Raw genomic sequence first — 20,383 nt, 5'->3', positions numbered from 1 at the left:
TTCAATATAAATATTCTTCTATAATATAACTTCTTCTGTAATATTACTTCAAACGCTGAAGGATCAGCCGTTTTTTGTACAACATTTTGCCTGCTTCGGCGACATCTCGAATTGTATTTTTGTTGCTCACCGAACCAAACACCATGCCTGCAATCGGCACAAGTTGGAACAGCTTCTTCCAGCCAAAAGATTCACTGTAGGAGTTAAACACTTCCCGCCATCCCTGCATCTGCGATACTACTTCAATGGGTTTGTCGGGATCATCATAAGCGGCCAGTTCTTCAATGATCGCTTTCTTGCCTACAATATCAGCGGAAGAGAATTGCAGACATTTGACAATGAAGATACGCTCCAGCGGTTCATCTGGATCATAACCATAACATAGAGCCATCTCTTGCAGTACCTTCAAGGAAAGCCCCATCACCATCGGAATATCTGCAGCAATGGTTACAATGCCACCAAACCCTGTAGCTGCTCCCTGAGCCGCGGCAAACTTCGTTCGACTCTCGGTAATGTTATCAGCCACCTGGTCCAGCACCTGAAGTGGCAGATTCTCTACACTATGAATCTTTGCTGTCCCCTCCGCTTCAGATTCCTGCTCCAGACGATAGGTCGTATCCATCATGGAATAACCGGACCTCCCGGCTTCCTCTTGCAACAGCTTGGCTACTTTTTTCTTCTGTACGAGAAACTTGCCCCCATTCTGCACATACTGACCCACGTCGTTCAGGGAATCTCCGATCTTCTGTTTCAGCGCTTTAGGCATCACTTTATCCAACATCGCAAAGGGCAAACGCCCGATTTTATCCCAAATAAACAAGTCTTTCTGTTGTTTCTCCCATTTCAAAATCTGTTCAAGTTCCTTGTCCAACGTCTCGCGTGAATCCATATGTGATCCTCCTAATAGGTTCTGCATCGTAATCTGTATCTCTCTCATACGCAGAAATCATCGTTGTGGTTGCTTTGTTTTGTGTCCAGGACACTTATGTTCAGGCCACTCTATCTTATCGTTCACACACAGAAGAGCCCTTAATCAGCATCACTCGCTAACTAAGGGCTCTCATATTAAGGTTTCACTACCTCTTATTTTGCTTCTGCTACTGCGCTGCCATCTGGGACCGGAACACCGAAATCAGGTGTGCCATCTTCACGCCAATGAATCACTTGAGCACGGGCATGGCGGTTCGGATCATACAAGGGATCACCCTCGATGTCTTTGTAATTACGCGCATGATAAATCAGAATATCGGTCTTGCCATCCGGTGACACCGTAAAGCTGTTATGGCCCGGACCGTATTGGCCGTTCGCTTCACAAGTCTGGAATACCGGCTCGGGTGATTTCACCCAGCTGGCCGGATCAAGCAAGTCGGCATTTTCATCTGCAGTGAGCAGACCCATACAATAATTGTAATCAGTCGCGCTGGCCGAGTAGCCGATGAACAAACGCCCATTCCGATGCATCACGGCTGCTCCTTCATTGACCTTAAAGCCGATGATCTCCCAATCATACTCTGGCGTAGAGATCATAACCTGTTCGCCGCGTAGCGTCCATGGGTTCTCCATTTCGGCAATGTACAGGTTGGAGTTGCCCACAATATCGGGATCTTTCTGTGCCCAGACCAGATAGCGGATTCCCTTATGTTCAAAGGTCGTTGCATCCAGCGCAAATGATTCCCACCGGGTGTGAATCTGCCCTTTCTCTACCCACTCTCCTTCGAGTGGATTCGCGGAATCGTTCTCCAGGACATACATCCGATGATCGAACAGACCTTCGTTAGTCTCACTGGTGTGAGCGGCAGCGTAGTGTATGTACCATTTGCCATCGATAAAATGAATCTCCGGTGCCCAAATGTTGGCACTCATTGGCCCTGTGTCACGCTTCGTCCAAGCCGTTACCGGCTCAGCATCTCTTAACTCTTCCAACGTCTCTGCTCTTCGGATTTCAATCCGGTCAAAGGCTGGCACGGAAGCGGAGAAATAATAGTAACCGTCTGTATGACGGTACACCCACGGATCAGCACGCTGCTCCAAGATGGGATTAGTAAATGTAATAGAATCAGTCATGGGAATGCTCCCCTTTCAAATGTTGTTTGGCTCGAAGTTTGGGGATGTAACCCAATTGCGAAAAAGCGAAAACCCTTTTGGGGTGGTGCACAGCGGACGTTCGGGGGTGGCAGGGCCTTGGTGCTCTCTTGTCCTCCGATTTCTTTTACTACCGCTCTCTGCGGTTGAAATCGGATGCCAAACTCGCTCCTGCGGCTCCTTCCTCCCCCTCACTGCTTGTGCACCTTGGCGCAGTAGCTCGCTTTTACCGCGCTCGCCGGGTTACAACCTCACTTCGAGCCTTTTTTGTTGGCTCGATCTTATGGGGTCGACCGCTTCGCAGGGTCAACTCTCCCCATGTAATGCTGGGCTGGCCGCAGAGCTACAGGCTAGCTTTTTGGTGCACAGCGGACGTTCGGGGGTGGCAGGGCCTTGGTGCTCTCTTGTCCTCCGATTTCTCTTTCCACCGCTCTTGACGGTTGAAATCGGATGCCAAACTCACTCCTGCGGCTCCTTCCTCCCCCTCACTGCTTGTGCACCATCAGAGCAGTAGCTCGCTCTTTCCGCGCTCGCTGGGTCACAACCTCACTTCGAGCCTTTTTGGTGGCTCGGTCTTATGGGGTTGACCACTTCGCAGGGTCAACTCTCCCCATATTTAGTGCATGATTGGCCTCAGACATAGGCCAGCTTTGTGGTGCACAGCGGATGCTCGGGGGTGGCAGAGCCTTGGTGCTCTCTTGTCCTCCGATTTCTCTTTCCACCGCTCTTAGCGGTTGAAATCGGATGCCAAACTCGCTCCTGCGGCTCCTTCCTCCCCCTCACTGCTTGTGCACCTTGGCGCAGCAGCCCGCTCTTACAGCGCTCGCTGCTCGACCCCTTACTCCTCAGCTGCGCTGATCTGCTTGCCCCAGACCGCCACACCGTGGTCATCGAGGCCTGTCACCACCAGCGCGGGCTGGCTTCGCTCCCAGTCCCAGGACGGCAGCAGTTTCAGCTCTTCTATGGAGGCTCCGCCCCATGGGCTTTCTTTCCACTTCAACGTCAGTGTTTGTTTGTCATCAAATGTCCAGGTTCCTGAACCTTTTTCACTTTTAATTTTGCCGTTGCTTGTTAAGGTATAAGGCACGGCTTGAATCTGCCCGTCTACGGACGGATCAAGCGCCATGCCTTCCCACTCCCCGGCAATCATGGATTTCGGAATGTCCTGTGCTGCCTCACCTGCATAACGTTCAGGTGAAACGACAGGCCAGCCGTCCTTGGTCCATAACATTTTGCGTACATGCAGATAGGGCCAGTTTTTATCCGTCTCGCCCCGTGCATGATGCACGATATAATAATCGTCTCCGTCCTTCAAAATGGAGTTATGTCCGGGCGCAACCCAGCCCTCACCTTCTGTGAAGCGATAACCGCCGAGAATTTTGGTGCCGATCTCATATTGCGGCAGATGATCCGTATCCAGCATGTTCATGCCATTCATGTCCGTGTATGGTCCTGTGATTGAATCAGCACGCGCAACCCGCACGTTATAATCTTCGAATAAGGAATCATAGGAGACGAACAGATAATACTTTTTGAACTCCGGGTTAAACACAATGTATGGACCTTCCACTGCGCCCTCTTCAGTTGCACGATCCCTAGCAGCAATGCGAGTACCATAACCGTCGCCCTTGAATTTCCCGGTGTCGGGATCAAGTGGCGCAATGTAGATGCCGTCAAAGAATGAACCATATGCCATCCACGAATTACCCTCGGCATCTACGATGGGATTAGCATCAATGGCATTTAATTTGTCCTGTTCATTCGCAGAAGTTTGCACAACCAGCCCTTCATCTGTCCATGGACCTTCGGGAGATGAGGATGTCTGAAGACCAATAGCCGACTGGGTACTGCCAAAAGAAGAAGCCGAATAATACATCCGATAGGTATCACCAGCCTGGACCACATCCGGTGCCCACAGATTGACCGCACCTGTCCAGTCCAGCGCTTCTTGCGGAATACCCGGGAGAGCTTGACCTACCCACTTCCAGTGGATCAGATCATCTGATTTACGTACCATGACGCCGGGTTTCGCTTCTCCTGCTACACGAACGTCTGTGGAATAGACGTAGTATCCCTGGTCTGTTTTGATAATGGCCGGATCATGCGCATTGTTCACCGTCCAGCGTGATTCATCGTCCAAAATGGAAGTGTCATACAACTGAGCATCTTGAGGAGCTTCAGGAAAGACGGGACGGGACACCGTTTCTCCTGCTCCTTCTCCAGAACAACCCGCAGCTCCAACAACCAACAATAACAACATGGAAGCAACCACTCCTTTTCCTGAATTCGACCACCGTCGGAATTTCTTCCGCTGGTTCATCCCTTCACTCCCGAAATCGCAACCGACTCAATAATCTGTTTCTGGAAGATCAGGAAGATGATTAATACAGGTAACAGGGCTACAATCGACGCCGCCATAATAAGCGGGTAATCGGTTTGAATCGCATACGTGGCATTAAAGTTTGCTATAACGAGCTGTAACGTCTGCTTCTCCGGTGAATTCAGATAAATAATCGGTGCCAGATAGTCGTTCCAGATGCCCATGAACCAGAGAATCAGCTGTGCAGCAATCGCTGGTTTGATAAGCGGGAACGTAATACTGGAGTACAACCGGAAGTAGGAACTACCATCAATCTTGGCCGCCTCAATAATCGCATCAGGTACACTAAGCAGGTATTGGCGCAGGAAAAAGATCATGATTACGTTACCGAACAGGCCTGGAACAATCAGTGGCAACAGCGTATCCACCCAGCCCAGCTTTGCAAACATGATGAATTGCGGGATCATGACTGTTGGATAAGGAATCATCATGGATGCCAGCAACGCGAGAAACAGTTTGTTTTTGTGCGGGAATCTTAACTTGGCAAAAGCAAAGGCTGCGATACTGGACGTAAACGTACCCACCACCGTTACACTCACCGCAACGATGAGGCTGTTTTTGATCCCGCTGAGCAGCGGTCCTGCTTCCCAGATTTCTTTATACTTTCCAAATTGGAACACTTCAGGTATCCATACAGGCGGAAGCGCGAACACATCCTGCTTCTCCTTCAATGACGTGGACAACATCCAGATCAGTGGTGCAATCATCGCAATCGCCCCAATCGCGAGTACGATAAAGATGATCGAGTTTGTTAATTTCCTCTTTTGACTGTAAGACATCTCCGGTTCACTCCTTTCCTTGACAATCAATCCCCATCATAGGCTGATTTTTCGTTCATTTTGAATTGCACCAGGGTAATGACAAAAATGAAAATACCAAGAATCATGGCCATCGCTGAGGCATAACCCATCTGCAAGTTACTGAAGGCTTTCTGCCAGATGTAGAAAACGATTGATGCCGAAGAATATTCTGGACCACCCGTAGGTGTCATAATGTTCATCTCGGTGAAGATCTGGGAACCGCCAATGATATTTGTAACAATGAGGAAAAAGGTAACTGGCTTCACCATAGGCCAGGTGATATTGCGGAAGATTTGGAACCCGTTCGCTCCATCCAGCTCAGCCGCCTCGTAGTATGTACGTGATACACTTTGCAGTGCTGCCAGGTACAACAACATCGTGTATCCCAAGCCTTTCCACACCGTCATAATAATCAAAGCCGGTTTAACCGTGTCTTTGTTCGCTAGCCAGTTAGGACCTTTAATCCCAAACAGGTCAAGGAACTGGTTCACCAGACCGTAATCCCCGTTGTACGCCCAGTTCCACATGATGGACACCGCAGCGAGGGAAGAAATGACCGGGATGTAATAGATTACTCGGAATGTCGTGGTGCCGGGAATTTTACGATTCAGACCCATCGCCAGCAATAATGCGAGCAACAAACCAATCGGAATACCGAGCATCAGGAAAAATGTATTAAACATCGCTTTGTAGAAGAGGTCATCCGTGAGCAAATCCTTGAAGTTGGCCAAACCGATAAAGTTCATCTGTCCCAGTCCGTCCCAATCCGTAAAGGAACCATAAAGGGAGTAGAGGAACGGGAACATGACAAAGATCAGCAATCCAAGAATCGGAGGTAAAATAAACAGATATCCGTACAGCATCTCTTTGCGATACAAACTCGATTTCGTAATCACGGCGTTCACCCCTGTTTCTAGTATCAGCATGTGGCATTCTTCGATTGAACCTTGTCGATCAACGAATGCCACATGCCCGTATGGAATCCAATAAGTTCCAATACGAATGATGCCAGCAGCATGATTGCAGGCTGCCGGCATCACCCTTTCCTATCTACTATTTCTGAGATTTCTTTTCTTGTTCTACCGCTTTGTCGAGCAGTTTTTGCATTTTCGGTTGTTGCTGCTTCACATAGTCTGCGGCTGTAATCTTGCCATCCAATACCGGCTGGATGTCCGTGAAGAACAGGTCATACCATTCCGCATTGTACGTGTAGTTACCTGGCAGAGCCCGGCCGTAATCTTCAACAATATCAATGAATTCCTGTTTGTTGGCTGGTTTCGTGGATGTATCTTTGGCCCACTCGTCTGCCATATCAAGCAAGTTCGGAATTTGTACCTTGGCATCTACCAGTTGCTGCATGCCTTCCTTTGAAGCCGTAAGGTAGTTCACCAATGCTGCTGCTTCTTCTGGATGTTTCGTTTTCGCGGATACTCCGATTCCCAGAGATCCGATCCACGTTGCCGATTTGCCAGTTGATCCCGCAGGGAATGGCAGCAAATCATAATCGAAAGGCAATTTCTCAAATGTACTCATATCCCATGGGCCTACAGGGAAGAAAGCCATTTCACCTTTCATCCAGCGTTGATACGTATCCAATGTTTGCGCTTCCTCAATGGAAGGTGTAATTTTGTATACGTTCTGCATATCCGCGAAGAATTGCAGTGCTTCAGCGAATTTTGGATCATCAATCGTTACTTTTGTTTTGGTCTCATCCAACCAATCCCCACCGTTGCTCCATACAAAGGATTGCAGTGCCCACTGTACGTTGAATCCAGTACCGTATACATCCGGTTTACCATCTCCATTGGTATCCTTGGTCGCTTGCTGGTTCACCTTGATGAACTCTTCCCATGTGTATGGTTTATCCTTGTCAGGGAGTGGGATGCCCTCTTTTTCAAACAACGTTTTGTTGTAGCCCAGTGCAAATGGCCCCAGATCCTTCGGCATACCGTAGATATCACCTTGACCTGCCATTTGGCCGTCATAACGATACAGGTCCACGCCGTATTTCCAGATATTATCGAGATCAACATCCGGATTGTTTTCAATATACGAAGTGAGGTTCATCAGCACATTGCTGTTCACATACGCTTTCACGTCACCCGGATTGATATAAAATACGTCAGGCAAGCTGTTGCCTGTAATTGCCGCTCTTAGCTTGGTTGCATATTGATCCGCAGCCGTTACTATAATTTTGACTTTCACACCCGGATGATCTTCTTCGAATTTCTTGACCACCGCTTGGTATGCTTTCTGCTCATCAGTACCGCCGCGGAACATAAATGTTAACTCCTTGTCCCCACTTGCACCGCTGCTTCCTCCGCAACCTGCGAGTACCAGCGCACTTACCAGCATAAGAAGCATAAATGTGACCCAACTCTTTTTCTTTACCATCTGAACCCCTCCTGATCTGGACTTGTAACCGTATTCAATTGGATGAAATAAGATTTCTGTTGTTAAATTTATCAAATCCAGATCACTTTAGTCAACACTTTTATAAAACATTTTATATTTATATAAAATAAATCAGTATTTCGGCCAGCCACTCGAGTCCCAAAGCAAGTCATTAATCAGCAATTTCGGATTGCCATTATCCTCTGCATCATAGGCATGTCTTGCGATGACATTGCCGTTGTACACGTCCTGACCACCTGGACCTTTCCATTTTACATTGCCTGTATCCAATATCGTTCCGCCACCATTCAGCATATTAACTCCGTTTTTGTCCACATAAGGGCCTGTTATACTGGTCGAACGTCCATAGACCATTTTGTAGGTACTGTTCACCCCTTGGCAGCAAGAATCAATGGAAGCAAACAGGTAATAATAACCGCCACGATATACAATACTTGGTCCTTCAATAGCACCTCCGTTATTCGGGCGCGCAGCAATGGAAGTTATACTTCCCGTCGGTTTCATCGTGTTTTTGTCCAGCTTGACAATCTTCAGACCACTCCAGAAAGAACCAAAGGCCAGCCATGGATTGCCTGAAGCATCAATGACCAGATTTGGATCAATGGCATTATAATTATTGGCGGTCGTGGTTTGAAGCACCAATCCTTCATCCTTCCACTGCCCTGCTCCAATGCTGTTCGCAGACGCAAGACCAATCGCAGACCGATTGGAGCCAAAGGTGGAGATCGAATAATAGAGCCATACTTTTCCGTTATACTGCTCTACATCCGGTGCCCATACATCCAATCCACTTTGTCCCGGAACGGCAGAAGCCCACCAGGATGGCTTACTTAAGAAGATTTGTGGAACACGATACCAGGACGAACCATTATCGGATTTCAATACTTGAATGCCCGGGCCGGTTGAAAAGGTGTACCAGGAACTGCCCTCTTTGATAATCGACGGATCATGAACAGCGGTATCTCCGGTCAGATTCCAGAATGCCGCCAAAGCTTTTGACTGACCTGCCAGCAGTAATACCATCACAAGTAATGCCGGTAACGCCAACCGTTTCCACTTAAACCTCTTCACATTGCTTAACTTTTCCAAACCAACTCCACCTTTCCTGTTCAAATGGTTAATTAGGTTCATGAAGTATTGAATCAATTTAGGTATAATAGGATTATAAAAGCGGTTACATGACATTTCAATGGTATATTTCAAATATATGTGAACTGATTAACACTTATTTTAACCGGAATAGTGGACAAAATATAGGTTATATTCTCGTATTTGCGCTATATACAAGGGTTTTGGCTTCTATTTCTCCACCCTTCCCTTCCATGAGGGAATGATTTATAATTATCTGAAATAAAACATATAAATGTGCAAATGTCTGTGTCGAAGACTTTGTTCAGAACGGGGAAAGGAAATCCACCTATGATTTATATTAAAGATCTGATGTCGGGTGTGAATATCTTCAAAGCGCTCAGTTCGGAAATCCGGATTCAGATCATCGAGCTGCTGGCCAAGAACCAAAGTCTTAATCTCAATGATCTTGCAACCAAGCTTGGACTGAGCAATGGCGCTATCACAATGCATATCAAGAAGCTTGAAGAGAGCGGATTGATCGAGATCAACACCGCCGTTGGCAAACATGGAATTCAGAAGATATGTTATCTCAATGAGGAAAAATTGATGGTTGATCTGCGTTCACAAGAGATTAACAATCGTTATGAGGTGGAAATTCAGGTCGGTCATTACAGCGATTATCAGGCTGCACCTACATGTGGTCTCGCTACCCGGGACAGCATTGTTGGAGAGTTCGATGATCCGCGGTACTTTGCTGATCCACTGCGAATTGATGCGGAGATGATCTGGCTGGCCGAGGGTTATCTCGAGTATCGGATTCCAAACTATCTCAAACCTAATCAGTCCTTTAGCGAAATTCAGTTGTCGATGGAACTGGGATCGGAGGCCCCTGGCTTTTGTGACAATTACCCTTCGGATATTTACTTCTATGTCAATGGGATTGAGATTGGCTGCTGGACAAGTCCGGGGGATTTTGGCAATACACGCGGTACCTTTAATCCGGAATGGTGGCCTCCCCACTTGAACCAGTACGGCATGCTGAAGCTGATCCGGATTACACAGGAAGGCAGCTATATCGACGGATGCCGCATCTCGGATGTGACGTTGGACCAGATTGGGCTGGATTACAAAAGCGATATTCACTTCCGCATTGCGGTTACGGACGCACCTTTGAACAAACGGGGCTTAACGATCTTTGGTAAAAACTTCGGAAACTATGGACAGAATCTGCTCGCTCGGGTTCTCTATAACGTGCAAGAAGAGTAGAGCTGGCTCTGTCTATTCACTCGATATGAAGTTCGATCGATCTGCTAACGTAACTGTTCAACACAACAACAATCATGTGTCTTCGAAAGGGTGCTATCCAGCACTCTTTTTTTTGTTTCCTCTCACTGAAGAACTTGTCCAATTATGTTGGAACAAAACATACTGGATGTTATGACTTCTATAGACCCTCTGTAATCCTCCATCTTGTTTACCCTGGCGTGATATAATAATGGCCTGTAATGGCAAAATGGAATAACGGGCGGGGATACCTTTTGAAATTGGAGCGATTAATCTCAATCATATACAAACTGCTGAACCACGAAGTATTGTCTGCTTCCACCTTGGCGGAAGAGTTTCAGGTGTCCCCAAGAACGATCTATCGGGATATTGATGTAATCTGTGCCGCCGGCTTCCCGGTCGTCTCCCATCAGGGACTCAAAGGCGGCTACGGCATGATGGACGGATACAAGATGGATAAAAGCTTGCTCGGTTCTTATGATGTGGATTCCCTGATCACGGTTCTGAGCAGTCTATCCACAGTATTCGAAGATGCACGTGCACAAGGCACGATTGAACGTCTGCAAACGATTGGACCGGAGCATCAAACCTCAAGTCTCTCGGTGGATCTGGAGACACGCCGAACAGAACCTGATGCCCTTCCTCATCTGCGTAAAGGTATTACGGATCATCAGGTTGTCCGTTTTGACTACATCAATACAAAAAATGAACATACACCCCGCCATCTGGAACCGGTAAGACTTCATTTTAAATATCGTAATTGGTATGTATATGGATTTTGCCAGACACGGCAGGATTATCGCGAGTTCCGACTGTCCCGGATGATGAACGTGCAACTGACATCGGAACACTTCCAACCCCACCTTGAGCTTCCCCAAGAGACGGTTGGGTCAGATCCGTCATGGCAAGATCAGGTAAGTGATGTGGTATTTCGGGTGAACCCGGAAGCGCTCGCGGAAGCCATGGATCATTTTCAACAGGCAGATAAGCAATTTCACGAGGATGGAAGTATGACAATGCGTATCTCGGTTCATCAACCGTTACAAGCCAAGTGGTTATGGTCGTTTCTACTTAGTTTAGGCAGTGGCGCCGAGGTACTTGAACCGATTGAATTAAGAGACATTCTGAAAGAACAACTTCGTAACGCACTTAAGCTCTATGAAGAAGTATGACACGCTGTTGTCATACTTCTTTTTTTATAATCATCTCAGTAAGTTAACCCAATCTATATCCAAATTAAAGGAGACGATCATCAATGAATCATCCGGAACAAATGTATAACTACCACACATGGGCCAACCAAACCATCCTGGGCAGAATCAAGGAACTGCCCTCCTCTGTCCTGAGTCAGGAAGTGAACAGTTCATATCCAACCATTGCTCATGCACTCAGCCATATCTATACAGTGGATAAGATGTGGTACCTGGTGTTAACTGGCACCGGTATGCCCGAGGCACTGCAAACATGCATACCACTCAATAGTGAAATTCACGGTTCTGTGGATGAGTACATCCAATGTTTTACCGACCTGTCGGCACAATACAGTGAGTGGTTACGAGGCCAAGCTGATCTGGAGCAAACCATTCTACTCGATAATCCATTTGCAGGAGTTCGCGAAACCAGCTTATCGGATATAGTAATCCATGTGGTTAACCACGGAACCTATCATCGAGGCAATATTTCTACCATGCTTCGTCAATTGGGGCATGCCTCCATCATGAATGATTATTCACTCTTTTGGTATCAGGAACCGGCTCAAGTATAGTTGACAATCGGATGGAAAATGTACATTGTATCCCCGTGACGTCGAGGGATGAATTGAGAAATTGGTTGCAGACGCATGGAAAAGTCGAGAAATCTTGCTGGGTAATGATAAGCATAAAACCCGTGCCAAATACCCTTCTGTATTTGGACGTGGTTGAGGAGTCGCTGTGCTTTGGATGGATCGATGGAGTCAAAAAGAAAATATCCGAGACTCAATTAGCACAGAGATTATCTCCTAGAAGTAAACGTAGCTCATGGACTGAATTGAACAAGGAACGTGTCCGTCGTCTTGAAAAGTTGGGCTTCATGCATGACGGGGGTAGAAAGGTTCTTCCTGTTATGGAGCCAAATGCTTTCATAATTGATGGTGTGATCGAACAAAGGCTGAAAGAAGATCATCAGGTTTATGCAAATTTCATGTCCTTTCCTACCCTGTATCAAAACGTTCGGATCGATACGATCCAAAGTGTTAAGTATCAGCCAGCATTATTCCAGAGCAGATTGGATAAGTTCATAACCCACACAAAGGAAAATAAAATGTACGGTCAGTGGCATGACAACGGACGGCTTTTGGACTATTAAATCCCCCCTTTTCCCTGAGACAGCAGACAGGACCTCCCTATGAGGAGGCCCTGTTTTGGTTTTTTTATTCAGTCATGTATTAATGAGCCTGCCTGTATGTTTTGGGAGACTTGCCAAAGGCTTTCTTAAACTGGCGGGTGAAATAATTACTGTCGTTAAATCCACATTCATACGAAATTTCCGTGATGGACATATTCCCGTTTTTCAACAAATGACATGCCTTCTCCAGACGCAACTTTTGCAGATAAGAGATCGGGGTCATCTGATAATAGGATCGAAAAATCCGGTTCAGATGCCTTATGGAGATATTCGACTTCCCCGCAATATCCTCTAGCGACAGTGGCTCCAGATAATGATCTTCAATAAATGAAATGGCATTTGCCAGATGCATCAGATTATTACCTTCGATCCCTTTCTCCTGCGTATCATATTGCCTCGACAAATAAACAACCATCTCCGTAAGACGTGAGATCAACATCGTCTGATACCCTTGCTGTTTACTCTGATACTCCTCAATCATGAACGATATCAGCGATTCTACATACTCCAGACTGGAAATGGATAACGCCAATTTACTCGGAAAGGAGTGAATATTACGATAAAACGGTTCCAAAACAAACAGCGCCTGGAAGCCGTTAGATTTTCTCAGATCGGGCCCCGCCGAAGCAAGCATCTCGGGACTGAACATAATGTTACAGATCCTAAAATCATGAGGGTCTTTATACGCATGATGGGTGTCGCCATTAATCACAAATGCGTTCCCTTTTTTAATAAAAAATTCCTCGGTGTTCACCACATGGGTTGCATGACCACTCAGAACAATCACAAGTTCCGTAAAATCCATATGATTATGAAGCTCCATGTCCTCAACATGTCCACCGTACTGAATAAAAAACGGAAATTGTTGATGGTCCGAGGTAAACCATCTCAAATATGCATTACTCAAAAGCATTCCCCTCCGCGAACATAGTTGGGTTGAATGTCTATATCATGCTATTCCAAGACCGAAAAATCAAGGTTCCATATACTTATAAGCGTTATAATTCGCCTTGTAGCAGGGATTTTCAATGTGTCCAGATTCATACTAAACTCTCACAATGAATAGGAGTATATCATGATGAAATATACCAATCCGGTCATTCCGGGGTTTTACCCAGATCCAAGTATCTGCCGTGTAGATGAAGACTATTATCTGGTAACCAGTACCTTTGAATATTTCCCTGGTGTGCCCATCTTCCACAGCAAAGACCTTGTGAACTGGCGACAGATCGGCCATGTCCTCACAACAACTGAGCAACTCCCTTTAGCGAACGCGGGCAGTTCTGGCGGCATTTTCGCCCCAACACTCCGGCACCATGATGGCTGGTTCTACATGACAACAACCAATGTCAGCGGCGGCGGAAATTTTTATGTGCGTAGTGCCCTGCCCGAGGGACCATGGTCTGCTCCGATTTTTATTGATCAGGGCGGCATTGATCCCTCTTTTCTCTTTGATGAAGATGGACGTGTGTATTTTCAAACGGCCTGTAACGGCGATGAAGGCGAAGGCATCTATCAGTGCGAGATAGACATCACGACCGGAGCCAGACTAACCGATAGTCGATTGATCTGGACTGGAACCGGAGGAGCAGCCCCTGAAGCTCCCCACATGTATAAAATAAACGGCCTCTATTATCTGATGATCGCCGAAGGTGGAACCGAGTATGGCCATATGGAGACCATCGCTCGGAGCACAGAGCCATACGGACCATTTGATCCGTGTCCTCATAATCCGATTCTGTCCAATCGGAGCATGAAATCCAGCATTCACGCAACCGGTCATGCAGACCTTGTCCAGATCCAGGATGGAAGCTGGTGGGCCGTATGTCTGGGCCTTCGTCCAGCAGGTTACCCCATGCGACACCATCTGGGACGCGAGACCTTCCTGGCACCTGTCACTTGGACGGATGACGGTTGGCCGATGATCGGTGTGGTCGGACATATTGAACCAGAGATGACCGGACCTTCATTGCCTGAGCATCCTTGGTCACCTCGGGCTATACGGGATCATTTTGACGAACCAACTTTGGACATGAACTGGATCTTCTTACGTAACCCGGCTCCGGGTAGTTGGACGCTCACTGAAAATCCCGGGCAGCTCATCCTCCGTGGTCATTCGGTTTCACTCGATGACGGACAAAATCCGGCCTTTGTCGGGCGTCGATTGAGCCATTTCTTATGCAATATGGCAACCGAGCTACGTTATGAGCCAAATGCGAGCGGTGAGGAAGCCGGATTAACCTTATTTATGAATGATAAATATCATTACGATTTGGCTGTAACACAGATCGACGGTCAGAAGAAAATCGTATTGCGGCGAACCGTCGGCTCTCTGCGAACCGAACAGGCGCTTAACTGTGACAAGGGGCCGGTTGTATTACAAATCAAGGCTGACCGTAATCACTTCACGTTCCTCTACCAGCAAGGTTCATCCGATGCCATCGAAGTGGGTTCAGGGGAAACACATCTGTTATCTACCGAAGTAGCAAGTGGTTTCACAGGTGTGATGATCGCCATGTACGCTTATGCTCCATCGGGGGAGTTTACACCCGCAAGTTTCGATTGGTTTGACTATGAACCTCTGAAAGAATAATCAAACCGCAAGATCCAATACCTTTCGATCAGGTTCGTGCTATGTAACCTCTCACTAATTTACCTTTCGCAGAAGCGTCGTGAATCTGGAAAGTCTAACGAACCCAGCACACGTTATTCGATGATATTTTAATGATTGGGATTTTTAACGAATCGTAGACGCGTTATTCCTGCCTGTTAGATGCTTTATATGTTGTTTCCAGTCTTATTTGCGGGAATAACGCGTCTTAAGTTCGTTAGAATTGCATAACCACTATAAACGTCCAAATAAGGTGCGCTGAGTTCGTTAGCGTATCTCACCTTGCATTAGTTGAATGCTGGTAATTGGTGTCGCCTCTCCAGCAACTTAAAACCCACCCTCCATGCACGCATGAAGGGTGAGTTTTTAAGTTAAGCTATATTCTGTTCATTGACGTTGTGCTTAGCGCAAGTTTGATATCTCAAAGAATAATTTACTTGCCAGAAGGTTGAGCTTCTGCTGTATACCCCGTTGGGATATCCGTTTCTGCAGTCACATTGGTGATAACCATTGGATACATCATGTCCGGATCAGGTTGAATAATGGAATAGAGCACGATGGCGCGTCCATCCTTCTCCAATTTCACATCATCAATCTTCAATCCATAACCAGGGTGCGGCATTTCAGCACTGAGTTTAACTTTGGTTGTTTTGTCATCAACCTTTGTCGTTGTTACTTCAGGTACAATCGCTTGTTGGCCTTCACCTGGAGTAGTTGGAGCTGGCTCTGTCGAGCCGCCATTGCCGTGTTTATCCACAAATTCAAGTGCATTGAAGATCATGCTTGCAGCCTCCATACGGGTAAGCGACTGATCTGGACGGAAGTTCCCGTCCTTATCCAGTTCAATGATGTTCATGTTCAGCAAGTTCTGGACTGCAGATATGGCGTCCTTACCGATTTTATTTTCGTCCTTAACAAGATTATACTTCATGATGACCGGATAATTCCCGGTTGTGTTAATGCCTTCATGCAGCAAAATAACAAATTGCTCGCGTGTCATCTTGCCTTGGGGATTCAATTCTACCGGAATGGACAGTCCATTCTGAGTAGCGGCCTGCACCGCATCGGCATACCACGTATCCGGACTGATTTTATTCTGAGCGGATGCTTCCGCAAATTCATTTTTCAGACCAAATGCGTTCACAATCAGTTGAACACCCTGTGGCTCGGACAATGCGAGATCTGGACGGAACAGATCCGCTGTTACTCCGCTAACAATGCCTTTTGATTTCAATGAATCCACAATCGACTTCTGACCTTCATCCTTCACATCTGTGAAAGCAAATACCGATGCACCTCCTGCTGTCAAAGAAACGCAGAGCGCAAGCGTTGCAGCCAATCCTTTTTTATGTTTCATTTCCTGGCACCTCCATATGATTAGTAAAACCTATTTTTTACCTCTTCATTCCTACAGACGGGGCATCCCTAGAAAATGTTTCAGTAATTTCGACATCTGGTGAATACAACAGGAGAACACGGCATAGAACCCTTCTCCAACGCCGATAATCCGATCACCTGCTTTTTGCTAACTGGCTTCGTTGACATTGATTCGGATTAGCGCAAAAATAAGAATAGAGAAATCTATCGGATGACGGATAAACAACGAACTGGATCGCATACAGTAAGAGGGCACGACGCGCTAATAACAGGTGTCGGCCCTTTTCTTGACTCCACCTGCTGAACTGACTTCACCTATAACAAAAGGAGAACAACGCTTATGTCCAAGAAAGGATTACTTCGTGGTTATGTAGTGTCGAACTGGCCTGTTTATCTGGTTGCTGTTCTTCTGATTATTGCCTCCAATGTCGGGCAAGCATCCCTGCCCCGCATACTCGGCAGCTTCACGGATCAGTTGATGCAGAACTCTCTTCAGATGCAGACGGTCGTAAGGTACAGCCTGTCCCTTTTGGCTATTGCCATCGGGTATAATCTGCTGTTCGGTACTGGGCAATTCATGATTATGAAGCTGGGTCGACGCTTCGAATTCATGACGCGTGAGCGTATATTCAGTAAGTTTTCCGAACTTAGCGAACATTATTTCTCCAAACAGGGAAACGGAAAGTTGCTCAGTTATGTCATGAATGACGTGACTTCCGTACGTGAAGCGATATCCAATGGCGTGACGCTCATGACCAATGCCACCTTCCTGTTGTTGTCCTGCATTGTCATGATGCTGCTTAGCGGGATTCCGTTGACCCTCATTCTAATCAGTGTTGTTCCTTTGCTGGCGATTCCATTTCTGGTCGTGTTTTTTGGTCCACGGATTCGCAAGCGCTCTCGCGACGTGCAGGAAGCTCTTGCAACCATGACGGAATCTGCAGAAGAACAGTTGGGCGGCATTCGCGTAACCAAGACGTTTGCTATTGAAGATAGTGCTCGTGCGCGCTTTGGAACTACCGTCGATGAGATCAAGAGCAAACAGCTTCGACTCGTTCGTCTGTCTTCCTTGTTTCAAGCCTTGCTCCCGCTACTGGGAGCCATCTCATTGGTCGTTTCTCTGCTTGTCGGAGGTATTATGACCATGCAGAATTCCATTACACTCGGGAGTTTTGTCGCCTTAACCTTATATCTGCGCATTATTATGGGACCGCTTCAACAGATCGGCAATGTTATTAATACCGTTCAGCGCTCAGGCGCATCACTCGAGCGGGTGAATGACCTGCTCAGCGAAGTAGCGGATGTGCGTGAACTTCCTGAAGCCACATCGCTCCAAACCGTACAAGATATTACCATGGAGAATCTAACCTTCTCCTATCCTGGCAGTTCATCTCCTGCTCTCCAAAACATTCAACTCCATATCCGTGCCGGTCGAACGGTCGGTATTGTAGGCAAGACCGGCTCGGGTAAAAGTACCCTCGTTAAGCTATTGCTGCGTACATATGAACCACCTGAAGGAACAATTCGCATCAATGGTACCGATATTCGGCAGTTGTCGCTGGAAAGTCTAAGATCGCGCATCGCCTATGTCCCTCAGGATGGATTCCTGTTTAGTACCACCATCCGGGATAACATCGCATTTAGCGACAGGGAAGTATCGCTGGATACAGTGGAACATAGTGCACGGCAAGCCATGATCTATGATAATATTGTCCGTTTTCCTGATCGCTTCGATACACTGCTTGGCGAACGTGGACTCACCCTGTCTGGTGGACAACGTCAGCGAACCAGCCTTGCAAGAGGACTGATCAAACAAGCACAGTTACTTATTCTGGATGACAGTATGAGCGCGGTTGATGCTGTCACCGAGAGTGGTATTCTGCGTAGCCTGCGTGAGATCGGCAAGGGCAAGACTACATTAATCATCTCTCATCGCATCAGCGCGGTCCGTCATGCCGACGATATTATCGTTCTGGATGAAGGGCGAGTCGCTGAACAGGGAACACATGCGCAGTTGATGGCTGCCAAGGGGTTATATGCAGCCACCTACCGTTTGCAGGAGGAGGGATTACATCATGTCTAACGCTAACGCTGAACTTCACCCAGATGCAGAAGACGATCAGAGTAAACGAACTTCGTTTAAGGCGATGATGGCATACGCCAAACCGCATAAATGGGCTTTTTCTGGTATCTTCTTCTGCTCACTGCTGGGCATATCGGCAGATCTGCTGCAACCCTATCTGGTGAAGATCGCCATCGATGATCATCTGGCCGTGGGCCAGACCAGTGTGGGCTTTCTCGTTCAGCTCGCAGCCATCTTTCTTGGGCTGGCTGTCATCAGTTTTATTTTTACCTATATCCAGAATAATCTGTTGCAGCATGTGGGTCAGAACATTGTATCCCGGATCAGAAAGGACCTGTTCAAGCATATCTCCAAGATGTCCATGTCCTTCTTTGACCGTTTTCATATCGGCAGTCTGGTCACAAACGTATCCAGTGATACGGAGACCATCAGCAGCTTTTTCACTCAAGTACTGCTCAGTCTGATTCGGGATGGTATGATGCTGGTGCTCATTATCGTCTTTATGTTCCAACTTGATCCTGTGCTGGCGAGTTACTCACTGATCGTTCTGCCTGTCATTGCGGTGGTTGCGGTATTATTCCGTAGTCGACTGCGAAAAGCTTATCAAAATGCCCGTACGCGTCTTTCCCGTCTGATCGCATTTACGGCGGAGAACCTGTCCGGTATGTTTCTGATTCAGGCTTTTCACCAAGAGGAAGAACAGAAGAAACGTTTCTCGGAACAGAACGCACTTCACCTGAAAGCCAACATTGCTCAAGCCCGCTCCAATGTTATCTTCAACCGGACGTTTGATATCCTTGGCAATGCGGCACTGGTTATGATGGTCTGGCTTGGAGGTCGCGCCGTACTGGGTGAGTCCCTGCAAGTCGGGGTATTGTATGCGTTTATCAGCTATATTCGTCAGTTCTTTCAACCGATTAACCAGATTACGATGCAATGGAATACATTCCAGTCTACTACCGTTTCGATGGATCGCATCTGGAACATTCTGAATACACGGCCCGAAGTTGCCGATCCCAAACCCGGGATGGCCTCCTCGCTTGAACCACAAAATGTGATGGGCCAGATTGATTTTAATGATGTGTCGTTTGGTTATCGGGCTGACCGGCCCTTGATCCAACAGATGAACCTGCACCTCTATCCGGGTGAAATGGTAGGTATTGTAGGCACAACAGGCGCTGGCAAAAGCACACTGATCTCCCTGCTCAATCGCTTCTATGATGTAGACAAGGGCAGTATCGAGATTGATGGTACTGATATCCGGCATCTGCCGCAGGCTAAGCTTCATCGGATCGTGGGTCTGATTCAACAGGAACCTTTCCTGTTCTCCGGTTCCATTATTGATAATGTGAGGATGTTTCGTGAGGATATTACGCGAGAGCAGGCGATTGAGGCCTGCCGGTTTGTCGGAGCACATGCGATGATTTCACGTTTGCCTCACGGATATGATACACATCTATCTGAACGCGGAAGCGGACTATCCGCCGGGGAGCGGCAGTTGATTTCATTTGCCCGGATCGTGGTGTTCCAGCCCCGAGTACTCATCCTGGATGAGGCAACCGCCAATCTGGACTCACACACGGAACAGCTTGTGCAGCAGGCGTTGGAATCGGTATCCCAGGGACGCACCACCATTGTCATTGCTCATCGCCTGTCTACGGTGATGCATGCCGATCGAATTTTGGTGATGGAAAATGGTGAGATTGTGGAGGAAGGACCGCACCAGGAACTAATCACAGCCAAAGGTGTATATGCAGACTTGTACACCCACGCGCGTGATGCAGGTAAAAATTCAGCTATATCAGGGTAATGAACCTGAGTTATAGTAAATACAGAACGTTGAACATGCCGCTCTGCTTATGCAGGCGGCACGTTTGGCATATCGATCAGCATTG

The 20,383-nt window shown here is 47.2% G+C and carries 16 protein-coding genes; 7 read left to right on the top strand and 9 right to left on the bottom strand.

Features of this window, described 5'->3' with window-relative positions; genetic code table 11:
- Positions 1-43 precede the first annotated feature (43 nt).
- The 7 genes from MKY95_RS06250 to MKY95_RS06220 all read right to left on the bottom strand — a co-directional run bounded on the left by MKY95_RS06250 (position 44) and on the right by MKY95_RS06220 (position 8,700).
- On the bottom strand, positions 44-889 hold the full coding sequence (locus MKY95_RS06250; protein ID WP_083669829.1) for an EcsC family protein: 846 nt from the start codon (positions 887-889) through the stop codon (positions 44-46).
- Positions 890-1,083: 194 nt separating this feature from the next.
- Entirely contained in the window at positions 1,084-2,064 is a 981-nt protein-coding gene (locus MKY95_RS06245) for a family 43 glycosylhydrolase (protein WP_047841921.1), read from the bottom strand.
- Between the two features lie 856 nt (positions 2,065-2,920).
- Positions 2,921-4,342 carry an arabinan endo-1,5-alpha-L-arabinosidase gene (locus MKY95_RS06240; RefSeq protein WP_076319155.1) on the bottom strand — a complete coding sequence of 474 codons (1,422 nt, stop codon included), beginning with the start codon at positions 4,340-4,342 and terminating at the stop codon, positions 2,921-2,923.
- Positions 4,343-4,398: 56 nt separating this feature from the next.
- Positions 4,399-5,241 (bottom strand): carbohydrate ABC transporter permease, encoded by an 843-nt coding sequence (locus MKY95_RS06235; protein ID WP_036611483.1) that lies wholly within the window; start codon positions 5,239-5,241, stop codon positions 4,399-4,401.
- Positions 5,242-5,267: 26 nt separating this feature from the next.
- Positions 5,268-6,158: a sugar ABC transporter permease gene (locus MKY95_RS06230; RefSeq protein ID WP_036611613.1), complete on the bottom strand. Its 891-nt coding sequence runs from the start codon at positions 6,156-6,158 to the stop codon at positions 5,268-5,270.
- A gap of 157 nt (positions 6,159-6,315) precedes the next feature.
- Positions 6,316-7,656: a sugar ABC transporter substrate-binding protein gene (locus MKY95_RS06225; protein ID WP_076319039.1), complete on the bottom strand. Its 1,341-nt coding sequence runs from the start codon at positions 7,654-7,656 to the stop codon at positions 6,316-6,318.
- Positions 7,657-7,788: 132 nt separating this feature from the next.
- On the bottom strand, positions 7,789-8,700 hold the full coding sequence (locus MKY95_RS06220) for a glycoside hydrolase family 43 protein (RefSeq protein ID WP_051154000.1): 912 nt from the start codon (positions 8,698-8,700) through the stop codon (positions 7,789-7,791).
- 396 nt (positions 8,701-9,096) lie between these two features.
- On the opposite strand from MKY95_RS06220, the gene MKY95_RS06215 reads away from it, so the two are divergent.
- From MKY95_RS06215 to MKY95_RS06200, 4 genes are all read left to right on the top strand, one after another.
- Positions 9,097-10,014: a winged helix-turn-helix transcriptional regulator gene (locus MKY95_RS06215; protein ID WP_036611489.1), complete on the top strand. Its 918-nt coding sequence runs from the start codon at positions 9,097-9,099 to the stop codon at positions 10,012-10,014.
- 272 nt (positions 10,015-10,286) lie between these two features.
- Positions 10,287-11,204 carry a YafY family protein gene (locus MKY95_RS06210; RefSeq protein ID WP_076319038.1) on the top strand — a complete coding sequence of 306 codons (918 nt, stop codon included), beginning with the start codon at positions 10,287-10,289 and terminating at the stop codon, positions 11,202-11,204.
- A gap of 83 nt (positions 11,205-11,287) precedes the next feature.
- Positions 11,288-11,797: a DinB family protein gene (locus tag MKY95_RS06205; RefSeq protein ID WP_076319037.1), complete on the top strand. Its 510-nt coding sequence runs from the start codon at positions 11,288-11,290 to the stop codon at positions 11,795-11,797.
- An 11-nt stretch (positions 11,798-11,808) separates the two neighbouring features.
- The gene (locus MKY95_RS06200; RefSeq protein WP_076327344.1) at positions 11,809-12,378 is read left to right on the top strand and encodes a YdeI/OmpD-associated family protein; all 570 of its coding nucleotides are present in this window, start codon (positions 11,809-11,811) and stop codon (positions 12,376-12,378) included.
- 79 nt (positions 12,379-12,457) lie between these two features.
- On the opposite strand, the gene MKY95_RS06195 is transcribed toward MKY95_RS06200, so the two are convergent.
- Positions 12,458-13,324 carry a helix-turn-helix domain-containing protein gene (locus MKY95_RS06195; protein ID WP_076327345.1) on the bottom strand — a complete coding sequence of 289 codons (867 nt, stop codon included), beginning with the start codon at positions 13,322-13,324 and terminating at the stop codon, positions 12,458-12,460.
- A 171-nt stretch (positions 13,325-13,495) separates the two neighbouring features.
- Here MKY95_RS06195 and MKY95_RS06190 point away from each other — a divergent pair, with 171 nt between their 5' ends.
- Positions 13,496-15,010 (top strand): glycoside hydrolase family 43 protein, encoded by a 1,515-nt coding sequence (locus MKY95_RS06190; RefSeq protein WP_076327346.1) that lies wholly within the window; start codon positions 13,496-13,498, stop codon positions 15,008-15,010.
- 451 nt (positions 15,011-15,461) lie between these two features.
- Here MKY95_RS06190 and MKY95_RS06185 read toward each other — a convergent pair whose 3' ends face one another.
- Positions 15,462-16,385, bottom strand: coding sequence for an S-layer homology domain-containing protein (locus tag MKY95_RS06185; RefSeq protein ID WP_076319033.1), 924 nt, complete (start codon positions 16,383-16,385; stop codon positions 15,462-15,464).
- Between the two features lie 360 nt (positions 16,386-16,745).
- Between MKY95_RS06185 and MKY95_RS06180 the strand changes: the two genes are divergently transcribed.
- Positions 16,746-18,488: an ABC transporter ATP-binding protein gene (locus tag MKY95_RS06180; RefSeq protein WP_076319032.1), complete on the top strand. Its 1,743-nt coding sequence runs from the start codon at positions 16,746-16,748 to the stop codon at positions 18,486-18,488.
- Positions 18,481-20,298: an ABC transporter ATP-binding protein gene (locus MKY95_RS06175; RefSeq protein ID WP_076319031.1), complete on the top strand. Its 1,818-nt coding sequence runs from the start codon at positions 18,481-18,483 to the stop codon at positions 20,296-20,298. Before MKY95_RS06180 ends, MKY95_RS06175 begins: the two co-directional genes overlap by 8 nt.
- Positions 20,299-20,383: the final 85 nt, after the last annotated feature.

The organism is Paenibacillus sp. FSL P4-0176, assembly GCF_037975265.1.
Lineage (GTDB): Bacteria > Bacillota > Bacilli > Paenibacillales > Paenibacillaceae > Paenibacillus > Paenibacillus amylolyticus.
The sequence above is the reverse complement of the archived record's forward strand: the minus strand, read 5'-3'. Positions and strand labels throughout refer to the sequence as shown.